This is a genomic window from Blastomonas ursincola, assembly GCF_013607875.1.
Lineage (GTDB): Bacteria > Pseudomonadota > Alphaproteobacteria > Sphingomonadales > Sphingomonadaceae > Blastomonas > Blastomonas ursincola.
On the sequence record NZ_VDES01000002.1, the window covers coordinates 772,119 to 787,889 of the forward strand.

Annotated in this window: 15 protein-coding genes; 8 read left to right on the forward strand and 7 right to left on the reverse strand. The window is 66.5% G+C overall.

Annotated features, from left to right (window positions below; all coding sequences use genetic code 11):
* Positions 1-41: 41 nt before the first annotated feature.
* The gene (locus FG486_RS09745) at positions 42-1,904 is read right to left on the reverse strand and encodes an ABC-F family ATP-binding cassette domain-containing protein (RefSeq protein WP_181267373.1); all 1,863 of its coding nucleotides are present in this window, start codon (positions 1,902-1,904) and stop codon (positions 42-44) included.
* Positions 1,905-2,161: 257 nt separating this feature from the next.
* Between FG486_RS09745 and FG486_RS09750 the strand changes: the two genes are divergently transcribed.
* From FG486_RS09750 to FG486_RS09775, 6 genes are all read left to right on the forward strand, one after another.
* Positions 2,162-2,776, forward strand: a complete 615-nt coding sequence (locus FG486_RS09750; protein WP_181267374.1) for an EF-hand domain-containing protein — start codon at positions 2,162-2,164, stop codon at positions 2,774-2,776.
* 99 nt (positions 2,777-2,875) lie between these two features.
* A complete protein-coding gene (locus FG486_RS09755; RefSeq protein ID WP_066283343.1) occupies positions 2,876-3,610 on the forward strand; it encodes a response regulator in 735 nt (244 codons plus the stop codon).
* Positions 3,607-5,013: a sensor histidine kinase gene (locus tag FG486_RS09760; RefSeq protein WP_181267375.1), complete on the forward strand. Its 1,407-nt coding sequence runs from the start codon at positions 3,607-3,609 to the stop codon at positions 5,011-5,013. Before FG486_RS09755 ends, FG486_RS09760 begins: the two co-directional genes overlap by 4 nt.
* Before the next feature lie 174 nt (positions 5,014-5,187).
* Positions 5,188-6,201, forward strand: coding sequence for a porphobilinogen synthase (gene hemB / locus FG486_RS09765; protein ID WP_181267376.1), 1,014 nt, complete (start codon positions 5,188-5,190; stop codon positions 6,199-6,201).
* A 4-nt stretch (positions 6,202-6,205) separates the two neighbouring features.
* Positions 6,206-6,757, forward strand: a complete 552-nt coding sequence (locus FG486_RS09770) for a gamma carbonic anhydrase family protein (protein ID WP_066274901.1) — start codon at positions 6,206-6,208, stop codon at positions 6,755-6,757.
* Between the two features lie 9 nt (positions 6,758-6,766).
* Complete coding sequence (locus FG486_RS09775) at positions 6,767-7,273, forward strand: PAS domain-containing protein (RefSeq protein WP_066274906.1); 507 nt, start codon at positions 6,767-6,769, stop codon at positions 7,271-7,273.
* Positions 7,274-7,279: 6 nt separating this feature from the next.
* Here FG486_RS09775 and FG486_RS09780 read toward each other — a convergent pair whose 3' ends face one another.
* Entirely contained in the window at positions 7,280-7,537 is a 258-nt protein-coding gene (locus FG486_RS09780) for a hypothetical protein (protein ID WP_137775931.1), read from the reverse strand.
* Between the two features lie 157 nt (positions 7,538-7,694).
* On the opposite strand from FG486_RS09780, the gene FG486_RS09785 reads away from it, so the two are divergent.
* Positions 7,695-8,057 (forward strand): DMT family protein, encoded by a 363-nt coding sequence (locus FG486_RS09785; protein WP_066274915.1) that lies wholly within the window; start codon positions 7,695-7,697, stop codon positions 8,055-8,057.
* A 55-nt stretch (positions 8,058-8,112) separates the two neighbouring features.
* Entirely contained in the window at positions 8,113-8,769 is a 657-nt protein-coding gene (locus FG486_RS09790; RefSeq protein ID WP_241695685.1) for a thermonuclease family protein, read from the forward strand.
* A 3-nt stretch (positions 8,770-8,772) separates the two neighbouring features.
* Here FG486_RS09790 and FG486_RS09795 read toward each other — a convergent pair whose 3' ends face one another.
* The 5 genes from FG486_RS09795 to FG486_RS09815 form a co-directional block, all read right to left on the reverse strand.
* A complete protein-coding gene (locus FG486_RS09795) occupies positions 8,773-9,765 on the reverse strand; it encodes a retroviral-like aspartic protease family protein (RefSeq protein WP_181267377.1) in 993 nt (330 codons plus the stop codon).
* Between the two features lie 80 nt (positions 9,766-9,845).
* On the reverse strand, positions 9,846-12,254 hold the full coding sequence (locus FG486_RS09800; RefSeq protein ID WP_181267378.1) for a ligase-associated DNA damage response DEXH box helicase: 2,409 nt from the start codon (positions 12,252-12,254) through the stop codon (positions 9,846-9,848).
* A 47-nt stretch (positions 12,255-12,301) separates the two neighbouring features.
* Complete coding sequence (locus tag FG486_RS09805; RefSeq protein WP_181267957.1) at positions 12,302-12,982, reverse strand: NnrU family protein; 681 nt, start codon at positions 12,980-12,982, stop codon at positions 12,302-12,304.
* 60 nt (positions 12,983-13,042) lie between these two features.
* Complete coding sequence (locus FG486_RS09810; RefSeq protein WP_181267379.1) at positions 13,043-14,353, reverse strand: amidohydrolase family protein; 1,311 nt, start codon at positions 14,351-14,353, stop codon at positions 13,043-13,045.
* Positions 14,350-15,768, reverse strand: a complete 1,419-nt coding sequence (locus FG486_RS09815; protein WP_066283211.1) for an amidohydrolase — start codon at positions 15,766-15,768, stop codon at positions 14,350-14,352. Before FG486_RS09815 ends, FG486_RS09810 begins: the two co-directional genes overlap by 4 nt.
* Between the last annotated feature and the right edge of the window lie 3 nt (positions 15,769-15,771).

Below are 15,771 nucleotides of genomic sequence, written 5' to 3' on the forward strand. Positions count from 1 at the left end.
TTTAATCGCTCGGTTAAACCAGTCAGGAGCGCCCGGCAAGCCTATTCCAGCGTCTCGAGCATTTCGTTGCTCTCGAGCCAACTCGCCTCGACCTCTGCCAGTTCGTCCGCGATCTTCGAGCGACGGCGCGAGAGCTCGCTCATCGTCAGCTTGGCCAGTTCGCCGCTCGCCGAAGAGGGATCGAACATCGCGCGGTCGATCTCGCTCATCCTCGCCTGGAGCGTCGCGATCTGCTTTTCGGCCGCGCTGACCTTGGCGCGGACCTGGCGCAGCTGTTCGCGGCGTTCGGCCTCGGCCTTCTTGTCCTTCTTCGCCTTGGGCTTCGCCTCGCCCTTGGGCTGGTTCACCCCCAGGATGAAGTCGATATAATCGTCCATGCTGCCCGCATATTCGGTGGCGGTACCGTTATCGACCAGCACCAGCCGGTCGGCGGTCAGCTCGACCATGTGACGGTCGTGGCTGATCAGCAGCACCGCGCCCGAATAGTCGTTGAGCGCCTGGACCAAAGCCTCGCGCGCATCGACGTCCAAGTGGTTGGTCGGCTCGTCGAGGATGAGCAGGTGCGGCGCATCGCGGGTGATCAGCGCCAGCGCCAGCCGCGCGCGCTCGCCGCCCGACAATGTGCCGACCTGCGATGTCGCGCGGTTGCCCGAAAAGCCGAACCGGCCGAGCTGTGCGCGCACTGCCGCCGGGGTCTTGCCCTGCATCGCGCGGGTCATCTGCTCGAGCGGGGTGCTGTCCGCCTCCAGCTCCTCGACCTGATACTGGGTGAAATAGCCCACCTGCATCTTGCCCGCGGTGTTCATCGCGCCGTCCATCGGCGCGAGCTGTGCGGCAAGGAGGCGCGCGAGCGTGGTCTTGCCGTTACCGTTGCGCCCCAACAGCGCGACCCGGTCGTCGGGATCGATCCGCAGGTTCAGCCGCTGCAAAATCGGCTTGGCCTCGGCATAGCCCACCGCTGCCAGATCGAGCGTGATCAATGGCGGCTTGAGCTCTGAGGGGCTCGGGAAATCGAAGCTCAGCGACGGGTCTTCGATCAATGCGGTGATCGGCTGCATCTTGGCGAGCATTTTCGCGCGCGACTGGGCCTGCTTTGCGGTGGAGGCGCGGGCCGAGTTGCGCGCGATATAGTCCTGCAGCTTGGCGCGCTGGGCGTCCTGCGCCTGTTTCGCGGCGGCGAGCTGCGCCGCGCGTTCGGCGCGCTGGCGCTCGAAACTGTCATAGCCGCCGGGATAGAGCGTCACCTTGCCGCCCTGCAGGTGCAGGATATGGTCGACGACATTGTTGAGCAGGTCGCGCTCGTGGCTGATAACGATCAGCGTGGCGGGATAGGCCTTGAGGAAATTCTCCAGCCAGACCGTCGCTTCGAGATCGAGATGGTTCGACGGCTCGTCGAGCAGCAGCACATCGGGCTGCGAGAACAGCAGCGCGCCCAAGGCGACGCGCATCTTCCAGCCGCCCGAAAAGCTGTCGAGCGGGCGGTTCTGCATCTCCTCGTCGAAGCCTAGGCCGGTGAGGATGATCGCCGCGCGCGAGGGCGCGCTGTACGCGTCGATCGCGAGCAGGCGTTCGTGCACATCGCCCAGCCGGTCGGGATCGGTGCAGGTCTCCGCCTCTTCGAGCAGGGCGGTGCGCTCGACATCGGCGGCGAGCACGGTATCGAGCGGCGTCCTGTCGCCATGCGGTGCTTCCTGCGCGACATAACCCAGCCGTGCGAGCCGGGGCATCTCGATCTCGCCGTCATCGGGCTCGAGCTCGCCGATCATCACCTTCATCAGCGTCGACTTGCCTGCGCCGTTGCGGCCGATCAGGCCGACACGACTGCCCGGCGGGATCGCCGCCGTTGCGCCGTCCAATATGGTGCGGCCGCCCAGGCGCACGGTGATGTTGTTCATCGAAAGCATGGGCTGCGCCTATCAGCAGACGCGCCATTCGCCAAGCGGTCCGATGCTGCGCCGCAGCGAAAAGGCTTGCACCCGCATGAACGGGGTGCGCGATCCGATACACTTTGCGACACTTTTGCCGCGCGCAAGGCAAATCTGTGCGACAATAGCGGGCTAGAACAGCGGTCATGGGAGCCGCTTCGGACCATGACCTGCCCCCTGCTAGCCTGGTCCGGAGCGGCTTCCGCCCCCAAGACGGAATTGAAGGAATGCCCCCCATGAAGAAGACCCTCATTGCCGGCGCTGCGCTGGCTGCATTGCTCACTGGCAGCATGGCGCTGGCGCAGCCCGCCCCGGGCCAGAAGCGCGGACCCGATGCCAATCAGGACGGCGTCGTCACGCAGGAAGAGGCGCGCGCGCAGGCTGCGAAAATGTTCGAACGCATCGATTTCAACAAGGACGGCAAGATCGACAAGGCCGATCGCGACGCCCGCATGGCCGAACGTTTCAAGCAGATGGACACTGACGGTAGCGGCGAGGTCAGCCTTGCCGAGATGACCGCCGCGCGCGAAGCGCGTCAGGCCAAGCGCGCCGAGCGCATGGCGATGCGTGCCGATCGTGGCCCGGGCGAGCCGGGCGCGCGCATGGGCGGCAAGCGCGGCGGTCGCGGAATGGGCATGCGTGGCCATGGCGGTATGCGCGGCGGCATGATGCGGCTCGATGCCGACAAGGATGGCGCAATCACGCTCGCCGAGTTCGAGGCGGGAGCGCTCGAGCGCTTCAACCGACACGATACCAACAAGGACGGCAGGATCACCCAGGAAGAGCGCGCTGCCGCGCGCGAGGCGATGAAACAGCGCTGGCAGCAGCGCAAGGCCGCACCCCAGGGCTGACCTTCGCCGCTCAAGACCATCAGGCTCCGGGCGCAGACTCCCCTATGCGTCCGGGGCCGGTTGCCTTTCTCCCCCGCACCCGGCACATGCTGACATTCGATGACCGATCCCGTCCATATCCTGCTGATCGATGACGAGCCGACATTGCGCGAGCCGCTGGCCGAATATCTGACCGGCCAGGGCTTTGCCGTGACCGAGGCGGGCGATGCAGCGAAGGCGCGCACGCTGATGCGCGACCAGCGCTTCTCGATCCTGCTGCTCGACATCATGATGCCGGGCGAGGATGGCTTGAGCCTCTGCCGCCATGTCGCGGCGCAATCCGAAACGCCGGTCATCCTGCTCACCGCCAAGGGCGAGGCGATGGACCGCATCATCGGGCTGGAAATCGGTGCGGACGATTATGTCGTGAAGCCGTTCGACCCGCGCGAGCTGGTGGCGCGGATCAAGACCGTGCTGCGCCGTGCCGCGCGCGTGCCCCAGCCTGCCGAGGACGAGCCGCAGGGCTTCGAGTTCGACGGCTGGACGCTCGATACCGTCAAGCGCCGCCTGACCGATCCCGATGGCGCGCTGGTCCCCATTTCCACCGCCGAGTTCAAGCTGCTGCAGGTGTTCTGCGAACATGCAGGACACGTGCTCAACCGCGACCAGCTGCTCGATCTCGCGCATGGCCGCGAGGCGCATCTGTTCGACCGCGCGATCGACAACCAGATCAGCCGGTTGCGCAAGAAGGTGGAAGCGGACAACCGCTCGCCGCGCCTGATCAAGACCGTCTGGGGGGGCGGCTATACGCTCGCCGCGCGCGTGCGGCGCCTCGCCAGCCCGGACACCCCATGAGCCTGTTCCAGCGGCTCTGGCCGTCGAGCCTTGCCGGGCGGCTGCTACTCACCATCGCCTTTGCGCTGCTGGCAGGTCAGCTGGTCAATGCCGCGCTGCTGGTCCGCGCGCAGCGCGAACAGGCGCTGGACCGGATCGCGGCCGAGGCTTCGGTCCGGCTGATTGCCGCGACCGATCGCCTGCAGCAGGGTCGGCCGTTGCGCGAGCGCTTCGGCAGCCGCATCGAGCGCGCACCCGGCTTCCGGCTGCGCCGCACCGACTTGACCCCCGACAATCCGGTCCAGCCGGACATGCGGCCCGCGCCCGGCCTGGTGTCGCGCCTGGCCGCCATTCTGCCGAGCTATGGCGTTCCGTCCACGCGGATCGACGCGGCGCTGATGCCGGCCCCGCCGCGCGCCCGCAGGGTCGATCGGCTGGCGGCCGAAATCGGCGGGCGCAACGATCGCCCGATCAGCAAGCTCGCGCTGATCGCCATCCAGCGGCCCGACGGACAGTGGCTGAGCGTCCGGGTGCCCGTGCCCGAAGCCTCGGTGCGCATTCTGGCGACGATTATCGGGCAGACGGTAATCCTGTATCTGGTCATGCTGGTCCCGCTCGTGTGGCTGACACGCCGGATCGCCCGATCGATGGGAACGTTGCGCGAAGGCGTGGCGCATTTCGAGCGGACCCAGGAGGCGCGCTCGATCGAGCCGACCGGGCCCAGCGATCTTGCCGACCTCACCCGCTCGTTCAACGCTATGAGCGCGCGCATCGCCGCGATGCTGAACGAGAAGGACGTGATGCTCGGCGCGATCGGGCATGATCTCAAGACCCCGCTCGCCGCGCTTCGGGTGCGCGTCGAATCGGTGCCCGACGACCGCCAGCGCGAGCGGATGGTCGCCAGCATCGACGACATCACCCGCACGCTCGACGATATCCTGACACTGGCGCGGATCGGCCGGACCGGCGAGGAGCGCGAGCCGGTCAATCTGGGTGCGCTGGTCGAGATGATCGCCGACGAATATCGCGATCTCGGTCAGGACGTCGCGCTCGCCGATACGCCGCGCATCGTGGTGCCGCTGCAGCTGACCTGGATCCGCCGCGCGCTGCGCAATCTGATCGGCAATGCGGTGCGCTATGGCGCGCGTGCGCGGGTCAGTATCGCGCAGATACCGGGCAGGGTGAGCATTACCATAGACGATGACGGCCCCGGCATTCCCGACGACCAGATCGAACGGATGTTCGAACCCTTTACCCGGCTGGAAGCCTCGCGGAACATGGCCACCGGCGGCACGGGCCTCGGCCTCACCCTCGCGCGCGCGATCCTGCACCAGCATGGCGGCGCGCTGCGGTTGGAGAACCGGCGCGGCGCGAGCGGTGTGGTCGAGGGACTGCGGGCGACGATGACGCTGCCGATGGGGTAGACATTACACGCAGAGTGCCCGTCATTCCCGCGAAGGCGGGAATCCCGCTATTTCGGTTCTCCGGACCAGAAGCGGGACCCCCGCCTTCGCGGGGGTGACGAGTTGGCAGCAAGCACGACAGCATGCTCCCCAACACCGCTTCCCCTCGGCCGGTCCACTCGCTAAGACTGTTCCATGAGCTTTACACCTGTTGCCTCCGCCTATCCCGCCACCCGCCTGCGCCGCGCGCGTGCCACCGCGTGGAGCCGCGACATGGTGCGCGAGACCTGCCTGTCGCCTGCCAATCTGATCTGGCCGCTGTTCGTGACCGAGGGCACGGGCACGGAGGAGCCGATCGCCTCGCTGCCCGGCGTGTCGCGCTGGTCGGTAGACGGGATCGTCGAGCGCGCGCGGGAGGCGGTGGACCTCGGCATTCCGTGCCTCGCCCTGTTCCCCAACACCCAGGGCGACCGGCGCAGCGACGATGGCGCGGAAGCGCTCAACCCCGACAATCTGATGTGCCGCGCCATCCGCGCGATCAAGGATGCGCTGGACGATTCCATCGGCGTGCTCACCGATGTCGCGCTCGACCCCTATACTGCGCACGGCCAGGACGGGCTGATCGACGGCGAGGGCTATGTGCTCAACGATGCGACGGTCGAGATACTGGTCGGCCAGTCGCTCAACCAGGCGCGGGCCGGGGCAGACATCATCGCGCCGTCGGACATGATGGACGGCCGCATCGGCGCGATCCGCGCCGCGCTGGAAGCGGACGGCCACCACAATGTCCAGATCATGAGCTATGCCGCCAAATATGCGAGTGCCTTTTACGGCCCGTTCCGCGATGCAGTGGGGTCGAGTGGTCTGCTCAAGGGCAACAAAAAGGGCTATCAGATGGACCCGGCGAACGGCGACGAGGCGCTGCGCGAGGTCGCCATGGACATAGCCGAGGGCGCGGACAGCGTGATGGTCAAGCCCGGCATGCCCTATCTGGACATCGTCTCGCGGGTGAAACAGACGTTCGGCGTGCCGGTCTATGCCTATATGGTGTCGGGCGAATATGCGATGATCGAAGCGCTTGTCGCCGCCGGTGCGGGCGACCGCGATGCGGTGGTGCTGGAAAGCCTGCTTGCCTTCCGCCGCGCCGGGTGCAGCGGGGTTCTGACCTACCACGCCGCGCATGCCGCGCGCCTGCTGGCAAAGGGTTGAGACCATGAACGATGTTTCGATCATCAGCCTGCACGGCAAGACTCCGCGCATTCATGACAGCGCGTTCATCGCGCCCGGCTGCCGCATCATCGGCGATGTGGAGGTCGGCCCCGATGCCAGCATCTGGTACAATTGCGTGATCCGGGCAGACGTGAACCGCATCGTCATCGGCGCACGGACCAATGTGCAGGACGGCAGCGTCATCCATTGCGACAGTCCGCGCCCGGGATCGCCCGAGGGCTTCCCGACGATCATCGGCGAAGACGTGCTGATTGGTCATATGGCGATGGTGCATGGCTGCATTCTGGAGGACCGGGCGTTCGTGGGCCTGGGCGCGATCGTGATGGACGGCTGCCGCATCGGCAGCGATGCGATGCTGGCGGCCGGCGCGATGCTGACGCCGGGCAAGGCCATGCCGTCAGGCCAGCTCTGGGGCGGGCGGCCCGCGCAGTACATGCGCGACCTGCCCGAGCCCGCGATCATGGGTATGCGCATGGGCGTCGCGCATTATGTCGAGAATGCCAGGGCGCACAAGGCAGCCTGCAGCGAGCAATAGCGCATTTCGATGAGCGTCACCCTGATCGAACATCTGCCCTGGCTGTGTGCGCTGGTGGCGACGCTGGCCGCGCTCGAGCTGCTGCGCCGGTTGCGCCGGGCGCAATGGCAGCTCGGGGCCGCCGCGCCGGATGCCAACAGCGTCGCGCGGGCGCTCGATCACGCGCTGGCGGCCGGCCGGATCGGCAACTGGCATTACGAATGGTCGGAAACGTCGCTGGCCTGGTCGGACGAGGTATTTGCCATTTACGCGCGCGACCGGAGCCTGGGCGAACCGCCGATGTCCGAAGCGATCCTGGCCTATCATCCCGATGACCGGGCCAAGGTTCGGCGGGCGGTACGGCGCGCGCTCGACCATGGCGAGGATTTCGACTTTCACGCCCGGCTGCTCAATGAGGCCGGAGAGATGCGCAACATTCTCGTGCGCGGAACCTGTCGTCACGGCAAGGACGGCGCCATCACCGGCGTGCTGGGTTTCATCATTGACCTGGGGCTGACCGAGCCGCCGACGCGCTGACCGGTCTCAGCGACCGCCATAGTCGCGCGGCGGGACGAAGCGCTCGCCGCGTGCGCGCGCCATCATCGCCTCGTCGGCAATCGCGGTCTTGCGTTCGACCGCTGCGATGCGTGTCGCCTTGCGCCGGGTGAACCCGCCGCCCTCTTCTCCGATCGCGGCCGCGATCCTGCGGATTTCGTCGCCGCGCGTCCCGATGACCAGAGCCATGAAGACCGATGCGAGCGAGATCGACAGGAACGAAATGAACAGACTGTCCGGTGACATACTGACCCCCATTTATCTGGTGTTGATCATGATTTGGGAGGGGGCTGGTTAAGCACGTCCTGTCGTCAAAGGTTAAGCAGGCGTTGACGACAGATTTATCTTATCTTTACCTCCCGCGACCCCGTCAGGCCCTCCCACCACCCGCTGAAAGCCGTCCATGCCCAGCCAGATTGCCCCCACCCTGGTGCTGCTCACCATCTCGAACATCTTCATGACCACCGCCTGGTACTGGCACCTGAAAGGAGGCCCCGCTGCCGCCGCGTCGCGGCCCTTGTTCTGGGTGATCCTGACCAGCTGGGGCATCGCGCTGGTCGAATATTGCTTCGCCGTGCCCGCCAACCGCATCGGCTTCGCGCATGGCTGGACGCCGGGGCAATTGAAGGTGGTGCAGGAGGCGCTGGCGCTGACGGTTTTCGGCGTCTTCATGGTCACGGTGCTCGGCGAGGCACTCAATTGGCGGCATTTCGCGGCCTTTGCCTGCATCATGGCGGGGGTGGGCTTTCTGTTCGTCGGAAAATGATGCGCTTCGTCGCACAGGTAAGCTTTGATTTACCGCGCGCCCCCACATTCGGGCGATGGCGCGTCGATCCCATGCCTTTCGCTCTCAGCCCGGCTCTCGGCGAACCCGCCATAACCGGGTCGTCAGCCGCGCGACCGAAGCCCGCATATCGACGCTCGCCATCCTTCTGGCGCTTCTGGCGGGATGGAACCTCAACGCGTGGCTCTGGCCCGAGACGACGATGGTCCCGTCCGCTGCCGCGCCGACGGCGTGGTCGGACCCCTGGGTCGTCTCGCGCCAGCAACGTCAGCTGCTAGAGGCGCAGGAAGGTCCGCCCGCACCGATCGCAGCGACCGGCTCTGCTGCCTCGGCCCCGGGTCGCGGGGGCTCCTTCCGCTTTGCATCCTGTGCCGGCGGTGCGCGGTATACCTGCGTCGTCGACGGCGACACCTTCTGGCTGGAGGGACAGAAGATTCGCGTGGCCGATATCGACACGCCCGAAATCTCTTCGCCACGCTGCGATGCCGAATTCCAGCTTGGCCAGCGCGCCAAGCAACGGATGCAGCAATTGCTCAACGCCGGGCCGATCGCATTGGAGCCGGCGGACCGCGCGACCGACCGCTATGGCCGCGCGCTGTTCCGCGTCACGCGCAACGGGACAAGCCTGGGCGAAACGCTGGTCGGCGAAGGGCTGGCCGTCTGGTATGGCGGCGGCAAGCCGAACTGGTGCTGACCGTCAGATCCGCGCGCGATCGCGCCTGACCCGCGCAGCCTCGGGCATGTCGAACAGCACCCGGCGCTGCTTGAAATCGATCATCATCCGGTTGAACTGGCGCAGCGTGCTCATGCCCAGCAGCAAAGCGGGAGTCTTGTCCAGGCCCAGCTCGCGAAACGCGTCAGCATCGGCAAAGACGATGGGTACATAGTCGAACTGCGCGCGCCCGATGCGGAAATCCTGCGCCAGGCCGGCATCGGCAAGGATGGTCTGGCCGGTGACCGAGGTGAGGCTCGCCTGCTGCGCGCTGAGCTTGTGCGACGCGCCGAGCCGCTTGAGCAGCGCCATGTTGCCGATATTCGATTGCGCGCCGGTATCGATGACCACGCTGATCCGCTTGCCGCCCAGCGTCGCGTCGGTGAAGATCAGCTGGCCGGACTTGCGCCGCGCGCTCACCACGATCTCGAAATCGCTGACCCGGGGGCGTTCGGTAATATCCTCGATCGTGATCGCATTTTCCAGGAAATCGAACAGGATGCGCTGGTCCTGTAGTCCGTCGAGGCCGAGAATGCCGTCCGCGCCGATATGGTGCGCCTCGAGCATTGGCGCGACCAGCTCGCCATAATTGCGGCGGCCCAGGGTCACCTCGGGCAGGTACACGGTCTGCACCATCTTGCTGCCCGCGATGCTCACCAGCCGCGCGATCTCGGCCATTTCGAGCGACAGCACCGAGGCGATGTCGCTCGACACCACGGTGCGCTCGGAACCGGTGTCGATCATGAACTTGAACGGCCCGCGCCCGTCGATGCTCACCGGCACGGTCATGCGGCTGGCGCGGTCGCGGGCAAGCGCGATCCGTTCGGCTTCCTGGGTTAGGCGGTCGGCATCGGTCAGCGCACCGACCGTGGTATTGGCAAAGCCGCTCTCGGGCAGTGCATCCTGCGCGATTGCGCCGGGTGCGGCGCAAAGCGCCGCGCACAGGGTCAACGCACCGGCCAGCGCGCGATACAGCATCGGATCGATCCTCTCGTGCCGCGATGACCGCAGCCTCTGGTTGTCTTGCAGATGTAACACGCCGACGCGCCGGCTGGCAATCAGTCCGCGCGCATCGCCGTAGCGGCGAGCGATTCCGCCTCGGTGAGCAGCGCATCGTCGGCTGAGCCCTGCGCGACACTTTCGCGGCCGATCATCACCAGCACCGGCACCGCCAGCGGGCTGACGCGCTCGAGTTCGACATGCAGCATCGTCCCCGCCGCGCGGTCGAGCAGGTCGCCGAGCCGGCCGATATCGGTCATCCGCGCGCGCGCATCGGCCCAGGCGGCTTCGAGCAGCACATGATCGGGCTCGTACTTGCGCAGGACGTCATAGATCAGGTCGGTCGAGAAAGTGACCTGCCGACCGGTCTTCTTCTTGCCGGGATGCTGGCGTTCGACCAGCCCGCTGATGATCGCCACCTCGCGAAACGCGCGCTTGAGCAGATATGAGCTTTCGACCCAGTCGGTGAATTCGTCGGCGAGAATATCGGCGGAGAACAGGTCGGCGGGGTCGGTGACGCGCTTCAGGCCCCAGACGGCGAGCGCATAGTCATTGGCGACAAAGCCCATCGGCTGCAGCCCGCGATCCTCCATCCGCCGGGTGAGCAGCATGCCGAGCGACTGGTGCGCGTTCCAGCCCTCGAACGGATAGCAGACCATGTACTCGCGGCCATGATGCGGAAAGGTCTCGACCAGCAGCTGGTCGGGCTCGGGCATGGCCGATCGCCAGTCCTGCATTTCCAGCCATTCGCGCACGTCATCGGGAAAGCGCGCCCAGCCGGCGCGGTCGGTGAGGAATTCGCGCACCCGCGACGACAGATGCGTGGTCAGCGGCATGCGCGCGCCGTTATAGCTCGGTATCTGCGTCGCCTTGGCCGAGGCCTTGACGATCAGGTCGAGATCCTTGATCCGCTCGACCTCCAGCCCCATGCCCGCGAAGACGAATGTGTCGCCGGGTGCGAGCTGCGCGGCGAAATCCTCCTCGACCCGGCCCAGCGATCGTCCGTTCTTGAAGCGGACGTCGAGCATCGGCGTATCGACGATGATGCCCGCATTGAGGCGATAGGCCTGCGCGAACTTGGGATGTGCCAGCCGCCAGGTGCCGTCCTTCTCGCGCACCAGCCGCTTGAACTTGTCATAGGCGCGCAGCGAATAGCCGCCATTCTCGACAAAGCCGAGCACGCGCAGGAATGCCTCGCGGGTGAGCGCGCTATAGGGCAGGGCGGACTGGACCTCGGCGCACAGTTCGTCCTCGTGGAACGGCCCCGAACAGGCGAGGCCCAGGATGTGCTGCGCGAGCACGTCGAGCCCGCCGGGGCGGAAGCTTTCGCCGTCGCGCTGGCCCTCGGTCACCGCATCGAACGCGGCCTGGGCCTCGAGATATTCGAAGCGGTTGCCGGGGACCAGGATCGCGCGGGACGGGCAATCGAGCCGGTGGTTGGCGCGGCCGATGCGCTGGAGCAGCCGCGACGAGCCCTTGGGCGCGCCCATCTGGATGACGCAATCGACATTGCCCCAGTCGACGCCAAGATCGAGGCTGGCGGTGGCGACGAGTGCGCGCAACTCGCCGCGCGCCATCGCGCCTTCGACCTTCCGCCGCGCTTCGACCGAGAGCGAACCGTGATGGATGCCGATCGGCAGGTGCTTCTCGTTCAGCTCCCAGAGCTTCTGGAAGATGAATTCGGCGAGGAAGCGCGTGTTGCAGAAGACGAGCGTGGTCTGATTGCGCTCGATCTCGTCGAGCACCTGCGGCACCGCATAATGGCCGCTATGCCCCGCCCAGGGGACCCGATCGTCGGTGATCAGGATGCTTAGGTCCGGGTCCGCGCCCGGCTCGCCCTCGACCAGAGCCACGGCATCGATGTCACCGAACGGAGCGAGCCAGGCGCGATAGCTGTCGGCATCCGCGACTGTGGCCGACAGCGCGACCCGGCGCATCCCGGGGCTGAGCGTCTGGAGTCGGGAGAGGGACAGGTTGAGCAGGTCGCCTCGCTTGGAGGCAGCAAAGGCGTGAACCTCGTCGATGATCACGGTCCTGAGGTTCGCGAACATCTCCGCGCTTTCCGGATAGGAAAGCAGCAGGCTCAAGGACTCGGGCGTGGTCAGCAATATATGCGGCGGGCGCGCGCGCTGGCGCGCCTTGCGGTCCGAGGGCGTATCGCCGCTGCGCGTCTCTATGCGCACGTTCAGCCCCATGTCCTGCACTGGGGTCAGCAGGTTGCGCTGCACGTCGTGCGCGAGCGCCTTCAGCGGCGAGATATAGAGCGTGTGCAGCCCGTCAGCAGCGTTGCCATCGGCGAAATCGCGCAGGGTCGGCAGGAAACCGGCGAGCGTCTTGCCCGCGCCGGTCGAGGCAACGAGCAGCGCGTGCCTGCCGGCATCGGCCTGATCGAGCATCTCGAGCTGATGCCGCCGGGGCGACCAGCCGCGCTGCGCAAACCAGTCGGTGATGATCTCGGGCAGCGCCATGGCCGCGATATAGGGGGTGGCAGCGCCGCGCTAAAGGGGCAGGGGCATCACAGCCAGCGGAAGATGCCCGCCGCACCCACGCCGAGCGGCATATGCGCCCATTGCGCGGCGAGCCAAAGCACGATCCCGCCGATCAGCGCCGCCCAGCCGGGAAAGGCGAAGCCGCGTCCGAAGGGGATGAAGCTGGTGCGCGATTGCCAGTGCAGCCAGGCATCACCCATCAGCACGAACTTCTTGCCGTCCTGCAGCTTCGCGCCAACCAAAGCGAGCGTGATGATCGCGCCGCACAGGATGAACGTATCGATCCTGGGCGCGATCAGGATATGCGCCACACCCCAGAGCGCGAAGCCCCACATCATCGGGTGGCGGGTGATGCGGAACACGCCATGGGGGTCCTTGACCGCGATCCGTTTGGCCGCCGCCTCGGGCACGGGAAGCGCCGGATTGCCGATCAGCGATCCCACAAACAGGATCGCGGAGACCAGCATCAGCAGCGTCGAAACCCCCCAGAGCAGTTCGTTCGCCGCCCAGAACGGCGCGCTGACCGGCGCACGCTTGAAGCCTTCGACCATCAGGAACAAAGTGGCGAACGAAACCAACGTATAGGCGATCTGGAAGCCCTTGTCCCCCAGCCGCCGGACCAGACCGGCGCGCAAGGGGTGCGACATCGCGAAATGGCTGCCGACAAAGCCGACCGCCCCCGCCAACAGCATCGCGTAATCCTGCATCGCCGCCCGTCCCCTGCGTGACAGGAGGATCACCGCAGCGAATCCTCCGTTCACCGCATCTTAGCGATCGTATGCCTTGGGCAAAGCCCCTTCCTGCGGGGTGCGATACCGGTCGCGCAGCCGCGCCTGGCGGTTGTCGAGCGGTTGCTGAACGCCGTCGATCATCACCGCGACGGGCGCGCTCGAAAGCTCGAGCGGATCGCCGTCCCAGATCACGACATCGCCCTGGCGACCGGGCTTGAGGCTCCCGAGCATCGCGTCGATGCCCAGCGCCTGGGCGGGGCCGGACGAGATCGCGGCAAAGGCCTGGTCCCAGGTCAGCCCGCTCGCGCCGGGAATGCGCTGCAGCGCGACGAGGTTGCCCGCATATTGCGGCGAGTAATGCAGCCGGTGCGCGTCATTGTCGTTGATCATGCCGATCGAGACGGTGACGCCCGCGCGCTTCATGCGGCCGATATTCGATTGCGTCGCAGCGGTCTTCTCGAACTCCGACGGCAGGTCGTTGAGCGCCGAGGCGATGACGGGAACACCCGCCGCCGCGATCTGGTTCGCGACCAGCCAGCCCTCCGACACACCCGCCAGCACCAGCTTGAGCGCCGGAAATTCCTCGCGCAGCTTGAGCACGTTCAAGATGTCGGCGGCGCGCTCGACATGCACCAGCAGCCGCATCTCGCCATTGACCACCGGAACGAGCGCGGCCGCATCCTGGCGATTGAGCAAAGCATCGTGCGGATGCGCGGGCACGCCGCGCTGGCCATTGGCGAGCGCGCGCGCCTCGATCAGCGCGTTGCGGAATTCGAGGAACGCCGAGGCACGGCTGCCGCCCGCCTTGGCCGATCCCGTCTCGCCCAGCTCGACGAACTGGAAGGCGCGGCCTTTGGTCACGGCGTTATAGTCATCGCCCAGATCGATCACCGCGCCCATCCCGGCGAAGATCGCAGCAGGCGCGATCGGTGCGACCACCGCGCGGGTGATGCCGGCAGCGCGGTTGACCGCGACTGCACTGACCTTGGGATTGATCGCGGGGGTGACATCGATCGCGGCGGAGAATTCGCCCCGGCTGGCGCTCGAATCATTGGTCTCGTTGACCGCTTCGACCTCGACCAGGCCCAGCCGGCTGAAGCCTGCGAACAGGCCAGGGGTGACCCATTTGCCGGTGGCGTCGACCACCTGCGCGCCCGCAGGCACAGCAACGCCCGAGCCGGCGGCGACGACCTTGCCATCGCGCAGGACCACGGTGCCGCCCTCAATGGGGGCGCTGCCGTCCCCGATCACGACCTTGCCGCCAGTGATGGCGACGGTCTGCGCGAGCACAGGCGAGGCAAGCAGCGCGGCAGCGGCCACGCTCAGCGAAAGGAGGGATTTCATCATTTCGTGTCTCCCTCACCCGGCTGGCCCAGCTCGAAATCGCTCACCGGACGGCGTTTGGGATCGTTCGCATCATAGAGCAGCGCGCCATCGACCCAGACCTTTTCGGGCCGGGCATAGACGGACAGCGGATTGGCATTCCACAGCACCACATCGGCCATCTTGCCGGGCTTCAAGCTGCCCGTCTTGTCCGCGATGCCCATCGCCATGGCCGGGTTGTAGGTCAGCCAGCGGATCGCGGTGGCGTCCGAAATGTTGAAGCCCATGCGGCGACCGTCGCCCAGCGCCTTGGCGGCTTCCTGGTTCAGGCGCTGGATCTGATCCTGGTCGTCCGAATGGATGATCGTGCAGGCGTTCGCGTTCTGGATGATCGCGGCATTTTCGGGAATGCCGTCGTACGATTCCATCTTGAAGCCCCACCAGTCGGCCCAGACGGCGGAGCAAATATTGTTCTCGCGCAGCAGGTCGGCGATCTTGTAGCTCTCGACCGCGTGGTGAAAGGTCGACACCTTGTAGCCGAACTCCTTGGCCATATCGATGACGATGGCCATTTCATCGGCGCGATAGCAATGGTTGTGGATCTGGATCTTGCCTTCCAGCGCCGCCTTCAGCGTATCCATGCCGATATCGCGCGCGGGCGGGGTGCCGCCCTTGCGCTCATATTCGTCCCAGCGCGCCTTGTATTCGGCCGCGCGGGCCCAGGTCTGGCGGTTGACGGCCAGGTTGCCCATGCGGCTCGCCGGCTTCTGGTTGCGGCTGCCATAGACGCGCTTGGGATTCTCGCCGCAGGCCATCTTGAGGCCATAGGGCGCGCCGGGGAATTTCATCGCCTGCATCGTGCGCGCGGGCACGTTCTTGAGCGTCACCGAACGCCCGCCGAACAGGTTGGCCGAGCCGGGCAGGATCTGAAGTGAGGTGACGCCGCCATTGGCGAGCGCGCGGCTGAAGCCGGGGTCCTGCGGCCAGACGCTGTGTTCGGCCCAGACATCGGCGGTGACCGGGCTGGTCGCCTCGTTGCCGTCCGAATGCGCGGCCACGCCCGGCGAGGGATAGTCGCCGAGATGGCTGTGAATGTCGATGATGCCGGGCGTCACGAACTTGCCGGTGCCATCCAGCACCATGATGTCGGCAGGGATCGGCGTGTTCGCATCGCCGACCGCGGTGATCTTGCCGTCGGTGAAGAAGACCACGCCATTGTCGATCTGTCCGCCCTCGCCATCGAAGATGGTGACGTTGCGGATCGCGGTCGGCTGGCCCGGATAGGGCTTGTAGGTGCTGGGATACGGGTTTTCGTTGATGCTCACCTTCTCCGCCTTGGGCGCGCTGGCGCTGGCGGAGGAGGGCCCTTCGGCACTTGTCGTGTTGGCGCACCCGACGACCGCTATGGCCGCCAGGGGTGCGAGATACCCGTATCGCATGTT